Origin of the sequence: Brumimicrobium glaciale (genome assembly GCF_004152935.1) — a bacterium.
GTDB classification, from domain to species: domain Bacteria; phylum Bacteroidota; class Bacteroidia; order Flavobacteriales_D; family Crocinitomicaceae; genus Brumimicrobium; species Brumimicrobium glaciale.
The window spans coordinates 342,942-365,279 of the sequence record NZ_SETE01000004.1 but is presented as its reverse complement, the minus strand read 5'-3'; the positions used below and the strand labels follow the sequence as shown (position 1 = coordinate 365,279).

Here is a 22,338-nt window from a genome sequence, read left to right as displayed (position 1 = left end):
TTTTATAAATTACTGTTATTTAAGTATTTATTATTCAAAGTCCGCCAACTGGAGGACTAACCATTTGGAATACAGACTACCATATACTTGCTTGCGAAAATGAAATGATAATTTTGATAAATACTTTAAAATACAACTCGTTTGGGTTACAGTTAAATTCTTAGTTAGGACTATTAATTTTTCGAAGGATTAAAATTGATTACCCACAGTATTTCATATAAAGCCGAAACTTCCTTCTTCATATTTTTGATTTAAAAAATAATTTATTAACAATTTAACTTTAATTGTTGATAACCAGAATTTGTGTAACTTATTTTTTTAATTTTAACCTCTATTAAACGCTTGTCTTATATGGCTCGTTGCTATTGTTTTAGATAAAAAAAACGTATTTAAGTGAGTAGGTTTGTGACTATAAAGTTTCAATTTTCCAAAACTTATGCTTTTTAATTCAAAAGATCATCTAGTTAATACAGTTTAGAACTTAATTAATCTATAAATTGTTTAACGAAAACGTTATTAAAAATATTGTATGAAAAACTTAATACTAACTGGAATAACCTTAATCTTCTTTGCCTTTTTAGGTAAAACTCAAAATTGCCCTAGTTATTCAACTGTAGTTTCTGCAACTGGCGAAGCTTGCGCGGGACAAAACTATTCAATGACTTTCGAAAATGATGGTTGTAACAGTGAAATATATTTCAACTATAACGGGAATTTATTGGCTGGAGGAAGTGTTGATATTATCAGTGATTTTTCTGGACTTTCTGTCTATTCTGAAACGGGAACTGGCGCATACTCTGGAACTGTTGGTCCATTGGATCCTACAGTGCATGGAACTGAATTTACAATAACTACGGTGAATGGAACTTATACTCTAACGCAAAATGGCGTTTCGGTTGCAGTAGCAGTAAACCAAACCAGATTTTTTAGTTTAAAACCTTTAATTAGTTCTGCAACTTTAACTATTACCACTCCATCAGGGAATTTAACAAAAACAATAGATTATTGTAAAGACATCAGCATAGGTGTTACACTTTCAAATACTCAATTTTGTAATACATTAAATGTTGCTTTACCTTGGGAAATCGTTTGTGACCAGACGAATGCGGTAATTTCTTCGGGCACTCATAATGTTGTAGTTTATCCTGAAGTTCCAACAAATCCAAATGATTTAGTTGATATTGTGTGGGATCCAGTAACTTGTACATGGGATGTAACTGCAAATTTCGATTGTGACAATAACGATATAGGAACCATTTTCGATATTTCTCCTGCTCCTTCAACTGTGCCTGCGAACGCTTGTGTTGATGGAAATCAGACCTTTACTGTTAGCTATTCAGGTTTTGCGGCAGGTCCAGATTGTTGCTCAACAGCAGGTCCGAAAGATCCTATTCTATTAAATACATCATCAGGCGCAACAGTTGTCAACTCCCCATTTGGAGGAATCAATAATGCTGGATTCGTTACTTTTCCGCCAAACAATACAGGCGGTAGCGCAAGTTCAGTAAGTTTAAATGTTGCTGTTAATGGTTATTGCTTTAATCATACAGATCCTAGTGGAATAGTTAGCGTTTATGTAGATGATATTGTAGTTGCTAATTACCCTTTTAGTACCCCTATTTTTAGTTACGGATTTGACCTAACTTTCATGCCATGGTACGATGCAAACAGTACTATTGAAGTTTATATTCATCCAAATACTCTAGATAATGGAGGTAACAATACAACCTATTCTCCAGGAACAAATTGTGGAGCTTTAAATCCTATGGAATGGAGTGGAAGTATTTCTGCTACTTTGGATGTTGAATTTGAAGACTCTATTGGTGCTGGATTAACTTGTACAAGTGATTCAATTATTGCTTTCACGAATTGTACTCCAGATGATCCAATTTTAATATTAGAAACAGCAGCAGCTTGTAATTTAAACAGTACGGTTGCGGTAACGAATTTTGACAATTCTTTATCCTATACTTTTGTTCCAGCCGGTCCTATAATTAGTGGAACGGGAATTATTAGCGGTGCTGCAGGGAATTACACGGTTTCAGCAGGAAATGGGAGTTGTGCAGGCGATGAAACTTTCACAATTGACCCAGGTATACCCATACCATCATTCACACTCAGTTCAACAAACCCTACTGTTTGTGCAGGAACTGACGGGACAATTACATTAAGTGGATTGGATAATAATACAACTTATGCTATTTCTTATGATGATGGTGGAGCAGCTGTTGGACCAATAAATATTACGTCGAATGGTTCAGGAGAAGCTGTAATTACAGGTTTAAGTGCAGGAAGTTATAACAATTTCTCTGCGGAATTGAATGGATGTACTGGAAACGATAATTCAACAATAGGACTTTCAGATCCTAATGGACCAACTGTTGATGCAGGAACGCCTCAAACTATTTGTGCAGGAAGTTCTGCAACTTTAACTGCTTCAGGATATCCAGTAGGTGCAACTATAACTTGGGATAATGGAGTAACGGATGGAGTGCCTTTTATTCCATTAGCAACACAAACTTATACTGTAACTGTTTTATTGAATGGATGTAGCGCAACGGATGTGGTAACAATTACATTAACTCCGCAAGACATTCCAACTTTCAATGCTATTCCAAACTTTTGTGAAAACACAACCGCACCAAGTTTACAGGTGCTTTCAAATGAAAATATTTCTGGAACATGGAATCCAACAGTGATTGCGAATACAGCTGGAACAACAACTTATACTTTTACACCAACTGCAGGATTATGTGCAGCAACAGTAACCTTGGATGTTACCGTTGATCCTGAACCAAATCCTACTATTAATCCAGTAGCTGATCTTTGTATTAGTGCAGCTTCAGTTACCGTTGTCGGTAATCCAGCTGGTGGAACTTTTTCAGGAGCAGGAATGACAGGTGATTCTTTTAATCCGAGTACAGCTGGAATTGGTACACATACCATTACTTATACTTTTACAGATGGAAATGGTTGTACTGGTTCTTCAACAGTTGATATTGTTGTGAATACAAATTTAGATTTCACTCTTACTTCTACAAATCCAACTGTATGTGGCGGAAGTGATGGAACTGTTACTATTGGAGGCCTTTCAAATAATACGAATCACATTGTTTCTTATGATGATAATAGTGTAACGGTTGGACCATCGGTTTTTATTTCAAGTGCTTCTGGAGAAATCGTAATTAGTGGTTTAAATGCTGGAACATATACAGATTTTTATGTTGAAGCTGGAGGATGTTTTAGAACAGACAACACAAATATAAATTTATCTGATCCTAATGCACCAACTGTGGATGCTGGAAATGCCCAAACCGTTTGTGAAGGAACTGCCGTTACGCTTACAGCGACAAATCCAAATGGTGCAGTTATTTCATGGGACAATGGCGTTACAGATGGAACTCCTTTTACACCAGCGACTACACAAACATACACAGTAACAGCTAGTTTAAATAATTGTACTGCTATTGATGATGTTACAATTACAGTGAATATTCAAACCGTTCCTACTTTTAATGTAGCTACAGATTTTTGTGTGAATAATCCACCGCCGACATTACCAACAATTTCAAATGAAAATGTTAATGGAACTTGGAGTCCAGCAGTTGTAGCAACAACTTTGGGAACATCAACTTATACTTTTACTCCTAATGCCGGTGAATGTGCAACAAATCAAACTATTGATATTACAGTAAACCCGCTCCCAACACCAACAATTGATCCTCTTGCTGACATCTGTGAATTTGCAGCAACTGTAACTTTAGTTGGTAATCCTGCTGGAGGTGTTTTCTCTGGTCCTGGAGTAGTGGGTGGCGATTTTGATCCTAGCATTGCAGGTTTAGGAACGCATACTATTACTTACACTTATACTGATGGAAATGGTTGTTCTGCCGATGCTTCAACGAATGTTTTAGTCAATACCAATATTGTATTTACAGTTTCTTTTACTGAACCTACAGTTTGTAATGGAGTAGATGGAACCATTACCCTTGAAGGTCTTGATCCTAGTGATGTTTATGATGTATCTTATTTTAATGGTGCAACAGTAGGTCCTTCAGTAATGAATTCCAATGCATCAGGAAATATTGTGCTTACAGGTTTAAATGCTGGTGCTTATTCTGATTTTGAAATAATTTTTAATGGATGCCAAGGAATTAACAATTCCAGTATTGTTCTTGATGACCCAAATGCAGCAGCAATAGACGCTGGATTCGATCAAGTGATTTGCCCAGGAAATCCTGTCACTTTAACCGCTTTTAATCCAGATGGAGCAGCTATTGGTTGGGACAATGGGGTAACTGATGGAGTAAGTTTTGTGCCGCCTGTTGGGGTAACAGTTTATACTGTTACTGCTAGTTTAGTAAATTGTATCAGTACGGATCAAGTGACTATTACTGTTCCAGGTTCAATAACTGGATTGAATTGTCCAGCTGATTTAACTGCTTCTTGTAATATCTCTCAACAACCTGCTTATGCTGATTTTGATGCGTTTTTAGCAGCTGGAGGCTCTATTTCGATTCCTGCAGGAGGAGTAATTGATTCTACTTCTTTTACATTATTAAGTGAAACTACTGATGGAAATACGTGTGCAGAGGTGATTACAAGAACTTATCAAATTACAGATGCTTGTGGTGTTCAGGTTTCTTGTTCACAAATAATTACTGTAAATGACCTTATTAATCCAACAGGAACTGCACCCGCTGATATAACTGTTCAGTGTACTGCGGATGTACCTGCAATTGATCCAACTACTATTACTGATGAAGCAGACAATTGTACTGCAAATCCATTGGTTGTTCATGTTAGTGATGTCTTAACTGGAAGTGCATGTTTAGAAACCATTACAAGAACTTATAACATTTCTGATGATTGTGGAAATGACATTAACGTTGTTCAAATAATAACGATTAGTGATAACACTGCACCAACAGGGACAGCAGCGGCAATTACTGTACAATGTGCTGGAGATGTTCCAGCACCAGATGTTGCTTATATCACAGATGAAGCAGATAATTGTACCGTTAATCCAATAGTTACTTATGTTGGCGATGCTTCTGATGGAAATACTTGTCCAGAAATAATCACGAGAACATACAATATAGAAGATGATTGTGGAAATAATGTAGACGTTATTCAAACGATTACAATTAACGATGATATTGCTCCGACAGGAACAGCACCTGGTCCACTAGTATTTCAATGTATTGGAGATGTTCCATTACCAGATGCTACATTAATTACAGATGAAGCTGACAATTGTACGGCAATTCCAACTGTTACTTTTGCTGGAGATGTTTCAGATGGAAATACGTGTCCAGAAGTAATTACTAGATCTTACGCTATTGCAGATGGTTGTGGAAATAATACAATCGTGACGCAAACCATTACAATAAATGATGATACTAATCCAACAGGAACAGCACCTGCAGCAATGGCATTTCAATGTATGGGAGACATTCCAGCAGCAGATGTAACTTTAATTACAGATGAAGCTGACAACTGTACTGCTAGCCCAACGGTTACACATACTGGCGATGTTTCAGATGGGAATACATGTCCACAGGTAATTACAAGAACTTACAACATCGCTGATGATTGCGGAAATAGCATAGATGTTACGCAAGAATTCACAATTAATGATGATGTTTTCCCAACAGGAACAGCTCCTGCAGCAGTCGCAGTTCAGTGTTTTGCTGATATTCCAGCTGTAGACATTACTTCAATTACTGATGAAGCTGATAACTGTACAGTGAACCCGATTGTTACACATACTGGAGATGTTTTAGATGGAAATACTTGTCCTTTAACTGTTACAAGAACTTATAACATTGCAGACGACTGTGGAAATAGTATTGATGTAACACAATTAATTACAGTTAGTGATGATATTCTCCCAACAGGAACAGCTCCTGCAGATTTAGCATTACAATGTATTACAGACGTTCCAGCAGCAGATGTTGCATTAATTACAGATGAAGCTGACAATTGTACTGTAGCTCCAACCGTTACTCATGTTGGAGATGTGTCAGATGGAAACACTTGTCCACAAGTAATTACAAGAACATACAACATTGCAGATGATTGTGGTAATAACATTGATGTTGTTCAAACAATAACGATTACTGATGATGTTTTGCCAACAGGAACAGCGCCTGCAGATTTAGCGGTTCAATGTATTACAGATGTTCCAGCAGCAGATATTACTTCAATTACTGATGAAGCGGATAACTGTACGGTTAATCCGATAATTACACACACTGGAGATGTTTCAGATGGAAATACTTGTCCAGAGGTGATTACAAGAACATACAATATTGCTGATGATTGTGGAAACAATATAGATGTCGTTCAAACATTTACTATTAATGATGATACTGATCCAACGGCAACTGCTCCGGCTGATATAAACGTAGCTTGTTTAGCAGATGTTCCAGTTGGAGATCCTGCCGCTATTACAGATGAAGCAGATAATTGCACAGTTAATCCAACAGTGACATTTGAATCTGATGCTTCTGATGGAAATACATGTAATGGAGAGGAAATCACAAGAACATATAGAATTACGGATGATTGTGGAAACTTTGCAGAAGTGACACAAACTATAACGATTGATGCTGTTGCACCTGCGTTTACTGTTTCTGGGACTGATCCTACAACTTGTTTAGGAACTGATGGAACAATTGTTATTGCAGGACTTGATGCTTCTTCAAACTATGAAGTAAGTTATGGAGGTGGAGCTTCAAATTCAATTACAACAAATGCCGCAGGTGAATATACTATAACAGGACTTGCAGAAGGAACGTATATAGATTTTACTGTAACTGAAGCAACATGTTCAGAATGTAGTACAACAGAAAATGTGACCATTACATTAACGGATCCACTTCCACCTGCTGTAGATGCAGGAGCTGATATGCAAGTGTGCGAAAATGAGTCAATAACTTTAACTGCTTTAAATCCAGATGCAGCGAATATCTCATGGAATAATGGAGTAACTGACGGTGTTGCATTTGTTCAACCAGTTGGTTCTACAACTTATACAGTAACAGCAGAATTAGCCAACTGTTTTGCAACTGATGATGTTATTGTAGTTGTTGCACCAACTCCAAATGTTTCTGGTGGTATGTTTACTGAAGTTTGTGAAGGAGAACAAGTTACTTTATCTGGAAGTGGAGCGGCTACTTATGTATGGGATAACGGTGTTGTAGATGGTGTACCTTTTACACAGCCGCTTGGAACTGAAACATACACTGTGACAGGAACATCAATCTTTGGATGTGTAGCTACAGCTCAAGTTCAAGTAAGAGTACTTCCTGTTCCTGTTGTCTCTTTTACTTCAAACACGAGAGAAGGTTGTGCGCCAGAAGAAATTAACTTCATAAGTACAACAGGTGGAGTATCTAATCAGTGTACATTTACTATCGGTGGAAATGTTGTTTTAACGGGTTGTAATGTGAGTAATATATTTACGGAAGCAGGTTGTTATGATGTTAATTTGGAAGTAGAATTGACAAATGGATGTTCTGCCAATGAAACGATCATCGATTATATATGTGTTGATGATTATCCAATTGCTGATTTCTCAATAGATCCTGAAGAACTTTCAACATTTAACAACGAGATAGATTTCACAAACGAGTCGATTGGAGCGGTTACTTATGATTGGAGTTTTGGTGATAATACATATAGCAACTCAATAAATCCAATTCATGAGTATTCAGTGTTAGGAAATCCAGCTGAATTCATCTATGATGTAAAACTGATTGCTTACAGCGACTTAGGATGTGCTGATTCAATTATTGGTGAATTGCCTTTCTATGAAGACTTAATTTACAATATTCCAAATACATTTACGCCAGATGGAAATCTGTATAATGAAACATTTAAGCCTGTATTCACATCTGGGTTCGATCCTTTAGAATATAACCTAAAAATATATAACCGTTGGGGAGAATTGATTTTTGAAAGTAATGATCCAGCTTATGGTTGGGACGGTTCTTATGGTTCAAGCCAAACAATTTATGCTCCAGAAGGAACTTATCTTTGGAAAGTAAGCTTTAAGAAATTAAAAGATGATGAAAATGTTGAAATCATCGGAAGTGTGAATTTGTTGAGGTAAGTTCTCACATAAATGACTTATTAAAGTACAATACAATTAAACACATATTTCCTTTGTGTCTAATTAGAACAAAATATAAAATCAAAGAAGACTTTAGTTTTCTTTGATTTTTTTTTGCTCCATAATATTTTTGGATCTAGATGAAATACTTTGGGTAATCAATATTAATCCTTTGAAAAATTAATAGTTCTACTACGAATTTAACTGTAACCTACATGAGTTGTATTTTTAAATTAATTATCCAAATCATCATTTAATTCTTGCAAGAAAGCATATGGAGTCCTGTATTTCAGCTGGTTATTCCCGTCGGGACGGCATGTTAATAGCCAAGGACGAAAGTCCTTGGTTTAAAACAAATAGATGTAATACAAAACCCAACAAAATCGACCTAACTGCATGCAATTAGGTCGATTTTGTTGGGTTTTGTTTCGGTTTGTATCGTTTGGCGGATGGACTTACGTCCATCCCTATTAACATGCCGTCCCTCTGGGATTTAGAGTGGTAAATAATTAATTAACAGTGCTTTATAAGGTTGGTCGAAATTTATTTTAATAGAAAGTTTCCATTTAAATAAAAGTAGAACCAAATTAACAATCGTTTAGCTTCAATTAAAACCATAGATTTTAAAACTACCCACACAAAATCATATATAACCATATTTTTCTGGATAACTTTTATGGCTCAGTTCTAATAATCATCACAATGTTGATGGTTTTACTATCACTTTCATAACCTTTACACAACATTTCTTGACGTAATACAACGCACACAGGCTTAGCTCTCCAACAAAAGCTCTCCGCCACCTGAAGAGTCCTTCAATCACTAAAATTATTTTTCGAACTTGTTGAAAATGAATTTTAATGAGGGATCTTGCTGGTATTAATGGTTTACAGTTTACTCTTTATAGGTATGAAAAGAGCTTGCAAAATTGGACTATTATTTTTTTTAAAGTTTTTATAATTCAAGTATCATCAATAAAAAAGATGACGATGATTAGAATTGAGCGTTTTTAATCAATTGGTAGTCAGTTGTTTTTAATTCTATAAAATCTTCCAATGATTTCGTAATGCCACATTTCATTTTAATTTTCTAAGTAAAGGAGTAGAGAGATAGCGGGAAATAAAATATTTTCCTCTAAATTCGTGGCATTATTAAGATTTATATCTAATCTTAATATATTTCAACGAAATTATTTATGAGAATCTTTCTTTTGTTATTTACGGTAATTTGTTTTGCGCAAGTTACTCTTGGTCAATGTACTGTTGCCATTAATTCAGCATCAACAAACGTTAATTGTGGGGAATGCATTACACTCAACGCAGTTGGAACAGCCATTGCATATCCGTTAGTTGAGAATTTTAATTCTATGAGTTTGGGTCCTGGATGGTCTTCAAATGTTTTTCTGGATTATTCAAACCCTTGTGGAGCGCCACTGGATGGAAGTGCTTCAGGTTGGTTTGGCGCAGGTGCAAACCCTAGGAGTTTAGAAACCCAGGTTTTTGATGTATCAGGTGGTGGAGATGTTTGTTGGGAGATGAGATTTAGTCAGCAAGGTGCACCAGGTGGTTGTGATGGACCAGATTCCCCAACAGAAGGTGTTGCTTTTCAATACTCTATAAATGGTGGCGCAAATTGGATAGGAATTCAATATTGGCCTCCGAATGGCGGGTACGATCCGATGTTAACAACTTGGAATCAGTATTGTGTTACCATTCCACCAGGAGCCATGGGACCGAATACCCAATTTAGATGGTATCAAAATGTAGGATCAGGTAATCAATTTGACCAATGGGGATTAGATAATATTGAAATTGCTAGTCAACTTATCGGGGTTTATTATTTTGATTGGCTTGAGGATGGTTCGATTAACAATGCTGATACGACCGTTTGTCTTGGAAACTCTGACGAAACATATACAGTACTTTACACTGATGGAATAAACGATTCATGCACAGCTTCAATAACGATTTCAGTAATTGACTCTATTCCCCCAACCGGGACAGCACCTGCTGCAATTTTTGTACAATGTTTAGGAGATGTACCTTTACCAGACGTTAATTTAATTGCAGATGAAGCAGATAACTGTACTGTTAATCCTACTGTAACTTTTGTTGGGGATATTTCAAATGGAAATACTTGCCCTCAAATAATCAACAGAACATACAATATTTCAGATAGTACAGGAAATAATATTGATGTTGTTCAGTTTATCACCATTAATGATACTATTCCGCCAACTGGAACAGCTCCAGCAGATACAACGGTTAAGTGTATTGAAGATTTTCCAGCGGCTGATGTTACTTTAATAACAGATGCAGCTGATAACTGTACAGCAAACCCAATCGTAACCTTTGTTTCTGACGCTATAATTGGTAGTGGGTGTTCCCAAATTATAACTAGAACTTATAGAATTACTGATGATTGTGGAAACTTTTCTGATCTAACCCAAACCATAACAATTTATGATGATATTGATCCAACCGGAACGGTAGTAGATTTATTTGTTCAATGCATAAGTGAAGTGCCACCAGTTGATGTAAGCGCAGTTACGGGAGTGACAGATAATTGTTCTGTAACCCCAACAGTAATTCATGTTTCTACCAATTCTGGTGGGTTCACCTGTCCAGCTATAATCAAAAGAAAATACAGAGTAACTGATGGGTGTAATAACAGCATTGATTTAATACAAAGAATTACGATAAACGATACTATTAAACCAACTGCCAGTAATCCAACCCCTATTTCAGTCCAATGCATTGGCGATTTACCTGCTGCAGATATTTTAGTGGTAACAGACCAAGCAGACAACTGTACTGCAAATCCCGTTGTTACTTATGTCGGAGAAGTATCTGATGGAAATACTTGTCCAGAAATCATTACGAGAACATACAGAATAACTGACGATTGTGGAAATTTCAAAGACGTGTATCATGTCATTACAATTGATGATGATATAAGTCCAACAGGAACTGCTCCAGCAGATTTGACATTTCAATGTTTTACAGATATTCCAGCTCCAGATGTTAATTTGATTACTGATGAAACTGATAATTGTACAGTGAATCCCATTGTGACGTATGTTGGTGATGCTTCAAATGGAAATACCTGTCCTGAACTTGTTACAAGAACTTATAGAATTACCGATGATTGTGGAAATAACACTGATGTCACACAACTATTTACAATAAACGATGATGTCCTGCCAACAGCAAGCGATATTATTACAACTGTTGAGTGTTTAGCAGATGTTCCAATTGTTGATATTTCTGTAGTTTCAGACGAAGCGGACAATTGCACAACAAATCCAACGGTTGCTTTTGTTTCTGAAAGTACAGATGCAAATACGTGTAATGGCCAAGAAATTACAAGAGTTTACAGCGTGACAGATGATTGTGGAAATAGCATAACTGTGAATCATACAATTACTGTCGATTCTTATACGCCGACATTCACAGTTTCAGGAACAGGGACAACAACTTGTGATGGAAGTGATGGGTTTATAACTATTTCAGGGCTTATACCTAACTATAATTATGACTTGAGTTATGATGGAGGAGGAGTTATCCCATTTGTAACAAACGCTGCGGGTGAATATGTTATTACAGGACTTCCAGCTGGTTCTTATACGAATTACACTGTTTCAGATGGTGATTGTTCTTCTTGTACAACTACTGAAAACGTTTCCATAAACATCAATGACCCAACGGCGGCTATTATAAATGCTGGGCCAGATGCTCAATATTGTGAAGGAACAACTGTAGTTTTAAATGCTTTTAATCCTGAAAATGCAAATATTTCATGGAATAATGGTGTAACGGATGGTGTAGGATTTATTCCGCCTGTTGGAACAACTTTTTACACCGTGACTTCTGTTCGTGTGAACTGTTATTCTTCAGATCAAATGATGATTACCGTTTCTCCTGCAATTACGGACATTACTTGTCCAGCAGATTTAACCGCTTCATGTGACATTTCCGAACAAGCTGCTTATGCTGATTTTGAAGAATTTATTACCGCTGGAGGTTCTGCAACTATTCCCTTAGGAGGAGTAATTGACTCAACTTCATTTTCTTTATTCAGTGAAGTTTCTGATGGAATAACTTGTCCAGAAACAATTACAAGAACTTACCAAATTGCAGATACGTGTGGCGTGACTTTAACGTGTACGCAACAAATTGTAATTAGCGAAATTATTTTACCAACAGGAACAGCGCCAAATGATACGTTAGTGCAATGTATTGGTGATGTTCCAGTTGTAGACGTTAACTCAATCACTGACGAAGCCGACAACTGTTCTGCAATTCCAACTGTGACTCATGTGAGTGATGTTTCAGATGGAAATACTTGTCCGGAAGTCATCACAAGAACCTATAACATTGAAGATAAATGTGGAAATAACATTGACGTTATTCAAACCATTACAATTGATGACGATATTCTACCAACAGCAAGTAATCCAGATACAATATTTGTAGCTTGTTTGGCTGATGTTCCTTTGACAGATATTACAGAAGTAACCGACGAAGCTGATAATTGTACAGTAAATCCTACCGTGGCATTTTTATCAGAAGCAACGGATGCAAACACTTGTAATGGAGAACAAATTACACGTATTTATAGCGTTACAGATGATTGTGGGAACTTTAGAAACGTGACTCAAATAATAGTTATTGATTTATTTGATCCTGTTTTTACCGTTTCAAGCACAAATCCGACAACTTGCGATGGAAACGAAGGTACAATTACACTTTCTGGATTAGCACCAAGTTTCAATTATGAATTAAGTTATGCTGGTGGAACTGCTTTTTCTATCACAACTGATGCGGCTGGAGAATACACAATCACAGGTTTAGTTCAAGGAGCTTATACTGGATTTACAATCACTGAAGGAACATGCTTAACCTGCAGTACAACAGACAATGTGACCATGACATTAACTGATCCAATTCCACCTGTTGTAAATGCAGGATCTGACATTGTAGCATGTGAAAATGATATAATCACTTTAACAGCTTTTAATCCAGATGCAGCTAATATTTCTTGGAACAATGGAGTAGTGGACGGAGTTGGTTTTGTTTCCCCAGTCGGAATTTCGACATACACAGTAACTGCCGAAAGGGTCAATTGTTTCACAACAGATCAAGTTCAAGTTACTATAAATCCTTTACCGATTGTGAATGCAGGAATTGACAAAGTAATTTGTGATAGAGATGAGGTAACTTTGGCCGCAAGTGGAGCAACTACTTATTTGTGGGACAATGGAGTTACTGATAATGTTCCTTTTACTCCAACATTAGGAACAGTTACTTATACTGTAATCGGAACATCTGTTTTTGGATGTGTGAACACAGACCAAGTGGATGTTGAAGTAATTATTTCTCCAGATGTATCTTTTACTGCGAACAGAACAATTGGTTGTGCTCCACAAGAAATCAACTTATTTAGTACTTCGCCTGGAATTGGAAATCAATGTATTTACACAATTAATGGTGGGGAACAGTTTACAGGATGTAACGTAAACCCTATTTTCACAGAAGCGGGTTGTTATGATATCAATCTACAAGTGGAATTAACAAATGGTTGTACCGATGACTTAACAGTTACGGATTACATATGTATCGATGATTATCCAATTGCTGATTTCACTGTAAATCCAGAAGAATTGACAAACATTTATAACATTGCAGATTTCACAAATGAAACTACTGGAGCGACAGACTACGAATGGAATTTCGGAGATGGAGATTTCAGCAATGCAATAAATCCAACGCATGAATATTCAGTGGATGAGATTAGCAGAAAATTCATTTTTGATGTGGAATTAGTCGCAACGAGTAATTTAGGCTGTAAAGATACTTTCAATTTAGATTTACCATTTTTTGAGGAATTGATTTACTTCATTCCAAATACATTTACACCAGATGGAAATCAATACAATGAGTCATTTAAGCCACAATTTACTTCTGGATTTGAACCGCTAGAATACAAATTACAGATTTATAACCGTTGGGGAGAATTGATTTTTGAAAGCAATAATCCAGCTTATGGTTGGGACGGTTCTTACGGTTCAAGTCAAACAATTTATGCACAAGAAGGAACTTATCTTTATAAAATATATTACAAGAAAATAAGAGATGGAGAGAATGTTGAGATTGTGGGGAGTGTTAATTTACTTAGGTAAATAATGAAGAATTAAAAATGAAAAGTGAAAAGTGAAAAATGTTGAATGGTGAGTTTTATGGATTTCATGAGGAGATTTAGGGATTCATAATAAAGAATTCTCTTTTCAGTGTCAGAGATGCAGAAGGAGTTGAGTCAGTTAGGTCATGCTAAATCATTCAATTTTTGAATCCTTGAATCATTGAATCCTTGAATCCTTGAATTTTCAGGAATGAGATTTCACTATTTGATTTAGGTATAGACATGGCTTTAACCGACTTGTCCGATAACTGGCGGAACAATAATTAAATAATCAGTACTACCTTGCTTTTAAGCAATAACTCTTTACTATAATTTTTTAGTTTAACAAGAATTTCTTCTTAAGTTATTAACTTAAATTCCATTTCATAATAGGTTTTACATTGAAATCGTTAGTTTTACTTCCAGATAAGATTCTTTTTAATTAGAAATTAAGGAGCAAAACGAATTCGGAAACTCTAAGGATAGTCCAGTTTGATTTCTTTTTTGAACACTTATGGGATCTATGAAAAATACTTATGAGAAAATTTTTACTACTAACGGTTTTGTTTTATGCACAATTTAGTACGGCTCAGCAATGTACTATTGAAATAACACCACCAACCAATGCAATCGATTGTGGCGATTGCTTTACCCTTACCGCGGTAGGGAGTTCATTTACAGTCCCTTTAGATGCTAGTTTTAATGGAGGAGCTTTGGGACCAGGTTGGAGTTCAAACGTGAATATTATGTATGACAACCCTTGTGGACCTCCACCAGATGGAACTGCTGCTGCTTGGTTTGGATTAGGTTCTCAACCTAGAGAAATGGAAACAGTAGGTTTTGATGTTTCTTGTGGAGGTGACGTATGTTTTGAAATGAAATATGCAACTCAGGGAGGTGCTGCTGGTGCTGGGAATTGTGAAGGTCCAAACGAAGCTAATGAAGGAGTGTTTTTCCAATATTCTATTAACGGAGGTGCAACTTGGGTAACTATTGAATATTGGTCTCCAAATGGTGGGTTTGATCCTATATTAACACAATGGAATACGTATTGTGTGACAATTCCGACTTTTGCAGAGACAACAAATACTAAGTTTAGATGGTTTCAAAATGTAGGATCTGGAGCATTATATGATCACTGGGGAATTGATAACGTAAATATTTCAGCTATTAATTGCACGTTTTATTATTATGATTGGCTTTCTGATGGAATAGCCAATAGTGCAGATACAACGTTTTGTATGGCGACTAGTCCTCAAAATTACGAAGTGACTTATACAAATGGAGTGAATGACACTTGTACTGCAATAATTACAATCAGTGACGGTGTAGCTCCAACGGGAACAGCTCCAGCAGCTATAACAGTTCAATGTATTGGAGGTGTTCCAATTCCAAATATCGCAACCATTACTGATGAAGCAGATAATTGTACAGCAATACCAACGGTTACTCATGTTGGTGATGTTTCAGATGGAAACACATGTCCAGAAATCATTACTCGAACCTATAATATAGCCGATGATACAGGAAATAGCATAGATGTCACCCAAACAATAACCATAATTGACGATATAGATCCAACTGGAACAGCACCACCAATGACAGTTCAATGTATTGGTGATTTGCCATTGCCAGATGTTACAGTCATTACAGATGAAGCTGATAATTGTACTGCAAACCCAATTGTTACTTATGTAGGAGAGGTGTCAGATGGAAACACTTGTCCAGAAATAATTACAAGAACTTACAATATTGCTGATGATTGTGGAAACAACATTGATGTCACACAAATAATTTCGATAATTGACGATACGGCTCCAACAGGAACAGCACCTCCAATAACAGTTCAATGTATTGGAGATGTTCCATTACCAGATGTTACAGTAATTACGGATGAAGCAGATAATTGTACTTTGACTCCAACAGTTACTTACGTTGGAGATTTATCTGATGGAAATACTTGTCCAGAAATCATCACAAGAACTTACAATATTGCTGATGAATGTGGAAATAGCACTGATGTTGCACAAACGATAACTATTATTGATGATATTAATCCAACAGGAACTGCACCAGCAGCAATGGCATTTCAATGTTTAGGAGATATTCCAGCAGCGGATATTACCTTAATAACAGATGAAGCAGATAACTGCATTACAATTCCAACAGTTACTTATGTTGGAGATGCTTCAGATGGAAATACCTGTCCAGAAGTTATCACAAGAACATATAGAATTACAGATGTTTGCGGAAATTACACCGACATTACACAAGCGTTTACAATTAATGATGATATCCTTCCTACAGGAACAGCGCCTTTAGATTTTGCATTTCAATGTGTAACGGATATTCCTGTTCCAGACATTACTTTAATTACTGACGAAGCTGATAACTGTACTGTAAATCCTATTGTCACGCATGTTTCGGATGTTTCAGATGGAAATACTTGTCCAGAAACCATCACAAGGACTTATAACATCGCCGATGATTGCGGAAATAATATTGATGTAACTCAAGCTTTTACTATTAATGATGATATTGATCCAATAGGAAGCATAACAAACTTGGTCGTTCAATGTATTGGAGATGTTCCTTTACCAGATATTACAACAATTACAGATGAAGCGGATAATTGTGCTGTAAACCCAACTATTACTCACCTTGGAGACGTTTCAGATGGGAATTCTTGTCCAGAGATCATCACAAGAACTTACAATATAGAAGATAACTGCGGAAATAACATTGACGTTGTTCAAACAATCACGATCATTGATGATATTGCGCCAACAGCGAGTAATCCAACAGCGTTAGCGGTACAGTGTATTGGAGATGTTCCAATAGCTGATGTTTTAGTAGTCACAGATGAAGCAGATAATTGTACAATTAATCCTACAGTTACTTATGTGGGAGATGCATCAGATGGAAATACTTGTCCAGAAATCATCACAAGAACTTACAATATCGCTGATAATTGTGGAAATAACATTGATGTTTTTCAAACGATAACAATTCTTGATGATATTGCGCCAACGGGTTCAACGTCGTCATTAGCTGTTCAATGTATCGGAGATGTGCCAGTGCCAGATATTACTACGATTACCAATATTGCCGATAATTGTACAGTAAATCCAATTGTTACGCACGTTGTAGATGTTTCAGATGGAAATACTTGTCCAGAGGTGATTACAAGAACTTATAATATTGCTGACAATTGTGGAAATAACATTAACATTAACCAAACAATTACAATTAATGACGATACTGATCCAGCAGCCAGTAATCCAAACCCAATTACGGTTCAATGTTTAACTGATGTCCCGCTTGTTGATATTTCAGTGGTAACTGATGAAGCAGACAATTGTACGGTAAATCCAACAGTTGCTTTTGTATCAGAAAGTACAGATGCTAACACATGTAATGGAGAAATTATTACACGTATATATAGCGTTACAGACGATTGTGGGAACAGTATTAGTGTTAGTCAAGCAATCATAGTTGATTCTTACACACCAATATTTACGGTTTCAGGTAATGGACCAACTTTCTGTAATGGAAACGATGGAGTAATTACTCTTTCAGGTCTTGTTCCATTCGAAGATTATGTGTTGAATTATGATGGAGGCGCAACTAATCCTATTACTGCCAACGCAGCTGGTGAGTATTTAATCACCGGACTTTCAGCAGGGACATATACTGGTTTTACTGTTTCAGATGGGAATTGCCAAGCTTGTACTACAACAAATAATATTTCTCTAAATTTGAATGATCCAGCTTCTGCTTTAATAGATGCAGGGCCAGACCAAGAACTTTGTGAAGGAACTACCTTAGTATTAACTGCTTTTAATCCAGATGGTGCAAATATTTCTTGGAATAATGGAGTAACAGATGGAGTTGGTTTTGTTCCTCCTGTTGGAATTTCTTTCTACACTGTGACTGCAGAACGTGCGAATTGTTTTTCTTCAGATGAAGTAATGATAACCGTTTCACCTGCAATCACTGGAATGACTGCTCCAGCAGATTTAACAGCAACTTGTGGAATTTCACAACAACCTGTTTATGCTGACTTTGATGCTTTTGTTTTAGCAGGAGGTTCAGCAACTATTCCAACAGGAGGAGAAATTGATTCTACTTCTTTTAGTCTATTTAGTGAAATATCCGATGGAAATACTTGTCCTGAAATCATTACCAGAACTTATCAGATAGCAGATACTTGTGGAGTAACAGTTTCTTCAACGCAAACGATTACTATTAATGATTTAATTCTGCCAACAGGAACTGCACCAGCAGATTTAGCCGTGCAATGTATTGGAGATGTTCCAGTTCCTGATATCACAGCAATTACGGATGAAGCGGATAATTGCACAACAAACCCAATTATTACCCACGTATCTGATGTTTCGGATGGGAATACCTGTCCTGAAGTCATCACAAGAACTTACAACATTGCAGATGCTTGTGGAAATAACATTAATGTAATCCAAACAATTACAATCAACGATGATACAAATCCAACAGGCACAGCGCCAATGGATCTCGCTGTTCAATGTATTGGTGATGTTCCATTACCAAACGTTTTAGAAATCACCGATGAAGCAGATAATTGTACAGTAAATCCAACGGTGACTCATGTTTCAGATGTCTCCAATGGAAATACTTGTCCAGAAGTGATCACTAGAACTTACAATATTGCAGACGATTGCGGAAATAACATTAATGTAGTTCAAACGATAACAATCAATGATGATACTGACCCAACAGGAACGGCAGCGCCAATTGCAGTTCAATGTATTGGAGACGTTCCGTTGCCAGATATTACTGTAGTTTTAGATGAAGCAGATAACTGTACGGCCAATCCAACTGTAAATTTTGTTTCAGATGTTTCTGATGGAAATACTTGTCCAGAAATCATCACAAGAACTTACAATGTCGCAGATGATTGCGGAAATGATGTCAATATCACGCAAATCATTACAATAAACGATGACATTAATCCAACAGGAACCGCTCCAGCAGATTTAGCAGTTCAATGTATTGGAGATGTTCCAGCAGCAGATATAGCTTTAATCACTGACGAAGCAGATAATTGTACAGCGGTTCCAACAGTAACTTTTGTTTCAGATGTTTCAGATGGAAATACCTGTCCGGAAGTCATCACAAGAACTTACAACATTGCCGATGATTGTGGAAATAATATTGATGTTACTCAAACGATAACGATCAATGATGACATTGCTCCAACAGGTTCAGCAGCTCCAGTTTTGGTTCAATGTATAGGAGATGTTCCAGCTTCTGATATTGCATATATTACAGACGAAGCGGACAACTGCACAACAAATCCAATAGTTACTTTTGTGAGTGATGTTTCAGATGGAAATACTTGTCCAGAAGTGATTACAAGAACTTACAATATTGCCGATGATTGCGGAAATAATACAGATATTACGCAAACAATAACAATTAACGACGATACCAATCCAACAGGAACAGCGCCAAATGATACTTTAGTGCAATGTATTGGAGATGTGCCAATTGTTGATGTTACTAAAATTACAGATGAAACTGATAATTGTACAGCTAATCCAACGGTGACTCACGTTAGCGATATTTCCGATGGGAATACTTGCCCAGAAGTCATCACTAGAACATACAATATTGCTGATGATTGCGGAAATGATATTGATGTTATTCAAACGATTACAATTAACGATGATGTTTTACCAACTGCTTCTAATCCAGATTCTATAACAGTAGCTTGTTTAGCTGATGTTCCATTACAAAGTATTGCGGTGGTAACGGACGAAGCAGACAATTGTACGGTAAATCCAACGGTTACTTTCGTGTCAGAAACTTCCGATGGAAACACATGTAATAGTGAGGAATTGACAAGGATTTATAGCGTAACGGATGATTGTGGAAATACAATTAACGTAACGCAAATTATTACAATTGATTTGATTGCACCAACATTCACAGTCTCAAGCACAAATCCGACAACATGCGATGGAAACGAAGGAACAATCACACTTTCAGGACTTGCGCCTTCTACTAATTTTGAGTTGAATTATGATGGCGGAGCAGTAATTTCAATTACAACGGACGCAGCAGGAGAATATACGATTACTGGTTTAGTTCAAGGAACTTACACTGATTTTACAATCTCAGAATTATTATGTTCAACGTGTAGTACAACAGAAAATGTAACCATGACCTTAACCGATCCAATTCCGCCAGTTGTAAACGCGGGAACCGATATTACAGCATGTGAAAACGATATAATCACTTTAACAGCTTTTAATCCAGAAAGTGCGAATATTTCATGGAACAATGGAGTCGTGGATGGAGTCGGTTTTGTTTCTCCAGTCGGAATCTCAACCTACACAGTAACTGCCGAAAGAGTGAATTGTTTCACAACAGATCAAGTTCAAGTAACGATAAATCCTTTACCAATTGTAGATGCAGGAATTGATTATACTGTTTGTGATGGAGATCAAACTACACTCTCTGGAAGTGGAGCAGATAATTATGTTTGGGACAATGGAGTTGTTGATAATGTTCCTTTTACTCCGAGTTTAGGATTGTTGACTTACACCGTAGTCGGAACATCTGTTTTTGGATGTGTGAACACAGACCAAGTTGATGTAGAAGTAATTATTTCTCCAGATATCTCATTTACAGCAAACAGAACAATTGGTTGTGCTCCACAAGAAATCAACTTATTTAGTACTTCGCCAGGAATTGGAAATCAATGTGTTTATACCATAAATGGTGGTCAGCAAATTTCAGGTTGTAACGTAAACCCTATTTTCACCGAAGCGGGTTGTTTTGATGTTAATCTGCAAGTGGAATTAACAAATGGTTGTACCGATAATTTAACTGTTACGGATTACATCTGTATCGACGATTACCCAATTGCTGATTTCACTGTAAATCCAGAAGAATTGACAAACATTTATAACATTGCAGATTTCACAAATGAAACTATTGGAGCGACAGACTACGAATGGAATTTTGGAGATGGAGATTTTAGCAATTCAATCAATCCAACCCATGAATATTCGGTAGATGAGATCAATAGAAAATTCATTTTTGATGTGGAATTAGTCGCAACGAGTAATTTAGGTTGTAAGGATACTTTCAATTTGGATTTACCATTTTTCGAGGAATTAATATACTTCATTCCAAATACATTTACGCCAGATGGAAATCAGTACAATGAATCATTTAAGCCACAATTTACTTCTGGATTTGAACCATTAGAATACAAATTACAGATCTATAACCGCTGGGGAGAATTGATTTTCGAGAGCAATAATCCAGCTTATGGTTGGGATGGTTCTTACGGTTCAAGCCAAACAATTTATGCGCCAGAAGGAACTTATCTTTATAAAATATATTATAAGAAAATAAGGGATGGAGAGAATGTGGAGATTGTGGGGAGTGTTAATTTGTTGAGGTAAATAATTAAAAATGAAGAATTAAAAATGAAAAGTGAAAAATGGTGGATGGTGAGTTTTTTGGATTTCATAAGGTGATTTAGGGATTTTTAAAAAAAATGAAGAATGAAAAATGATGGATTAGGAAATCATAAAAAAGAATTCTCTTTTCAGTTTCAGAGATGCAGAAGGAATTGGGTCAGTTAGGTAATGCTAAATCATTGAATCATTGAATCATTGAATCATTGAATCCTTGAATTTTTGAATCCTCTAATCCTTGAATCTTTTAATCATTTGAATTGATTCCCTTCACTTCTTTAGAAATCATCACTTTAAAAGTGTTGGAATCCCTTGTTGTATTATAAGATTTACTGATAATTGGAGACAAAACAATTAAATATCTATTAAAGCACTAACTATTTGATTTTTTCAGCGTCTATAGTTTAAGACAATACTATTTCTATGACGCTTTTTATAAAAATAATTCCGCTTTCATTTTTTAATTTTTCAATGTTTTTTCTGTTCGCTCAGATAAAAAATACTGATCAATTTGTAAATTATTTTTTAAGATCAGAAAGAAGTGAAAGAAGTTTGGCTAATAATCTA

At 36.3% G+C, this 22,338-nt stretch carries 3 protein-coding genes; all 3 read left to right on the top strand.

The genetic code is table 11. From position 1 onward, the window contains the following. The first annotated feature begins 529 nt into the window (after nucleotides 1-529). The 3 genes from ERX46_RS11290 to ERX46_RS11280 all read left to right on the top strand — a co-directional run bounded on the left by ERX46_RS11290 (nucleotide 530) and on the right by ERX46_RS11280 (nucleotide 21,756). Nucleotides 530-8,119, top strand: coding sequence for an HYR-like domain-containing protein (locus ERX46_RS11290; RefSeq protein ID WP_130093975.1), 7,590 nt, complete (start codon nucleotides 530-532; stop codon nucleotides 8,117-8,119). 1,195 nt (nucleotides 8,120-9,314) lie between these two features. Beyond that, nucleotides 9,315-14,300, top strand: a complete 4,986-nt coding sequence (locus ERX46_RS11285; protein WP_130093974.1) for an HYR-like domain-containing protein — start codon at nucleotides 9,315-9,317, stop codon at nucleotides 14,298-14,300. Nucleotides 14,301-14,835: 535 nt separating this feature from the next. Continuing rightward, on the top strand, nucleotides 14,836-21,756 hold the full coding sequence (locus ERX46_RS11280) for an HYR-like domain-containing protein (RefSeq protein WP_130093973.1): 6,921 nt from the start codon (nucleotides 14,836-14,838) through the stop codon (nucleotides 21,754-21,756). The last annotated feature ends 582 nt before the right edge of the window (nucleotides 21,757-22,338 follow it).

Bases quoted from the DNA above. Each gene is read 5' to 3' on its own strand.
- ERX46_RS11290 (WP_130093975.1), top strand. From the start codon at position 530: ATGAAAAACTTAATACTAACTGGAATAACCTTAATCTTCTTTGCCTTT.
- ERX46_RS11285 (WP_130093974.1), top strand. From the start codon at position 9,315: ATGAGAATCTTTCTTTTGTTATTTACGGTAATTTGTTTTGCGCAAGTT.
- ERX46_RS11280 (WP_130093973.1), top strand. From the start codon at position 14,836: ATGAGAAAATTTTTACTACTAACGGTTTTGTTTTATGCACAATTTAGT.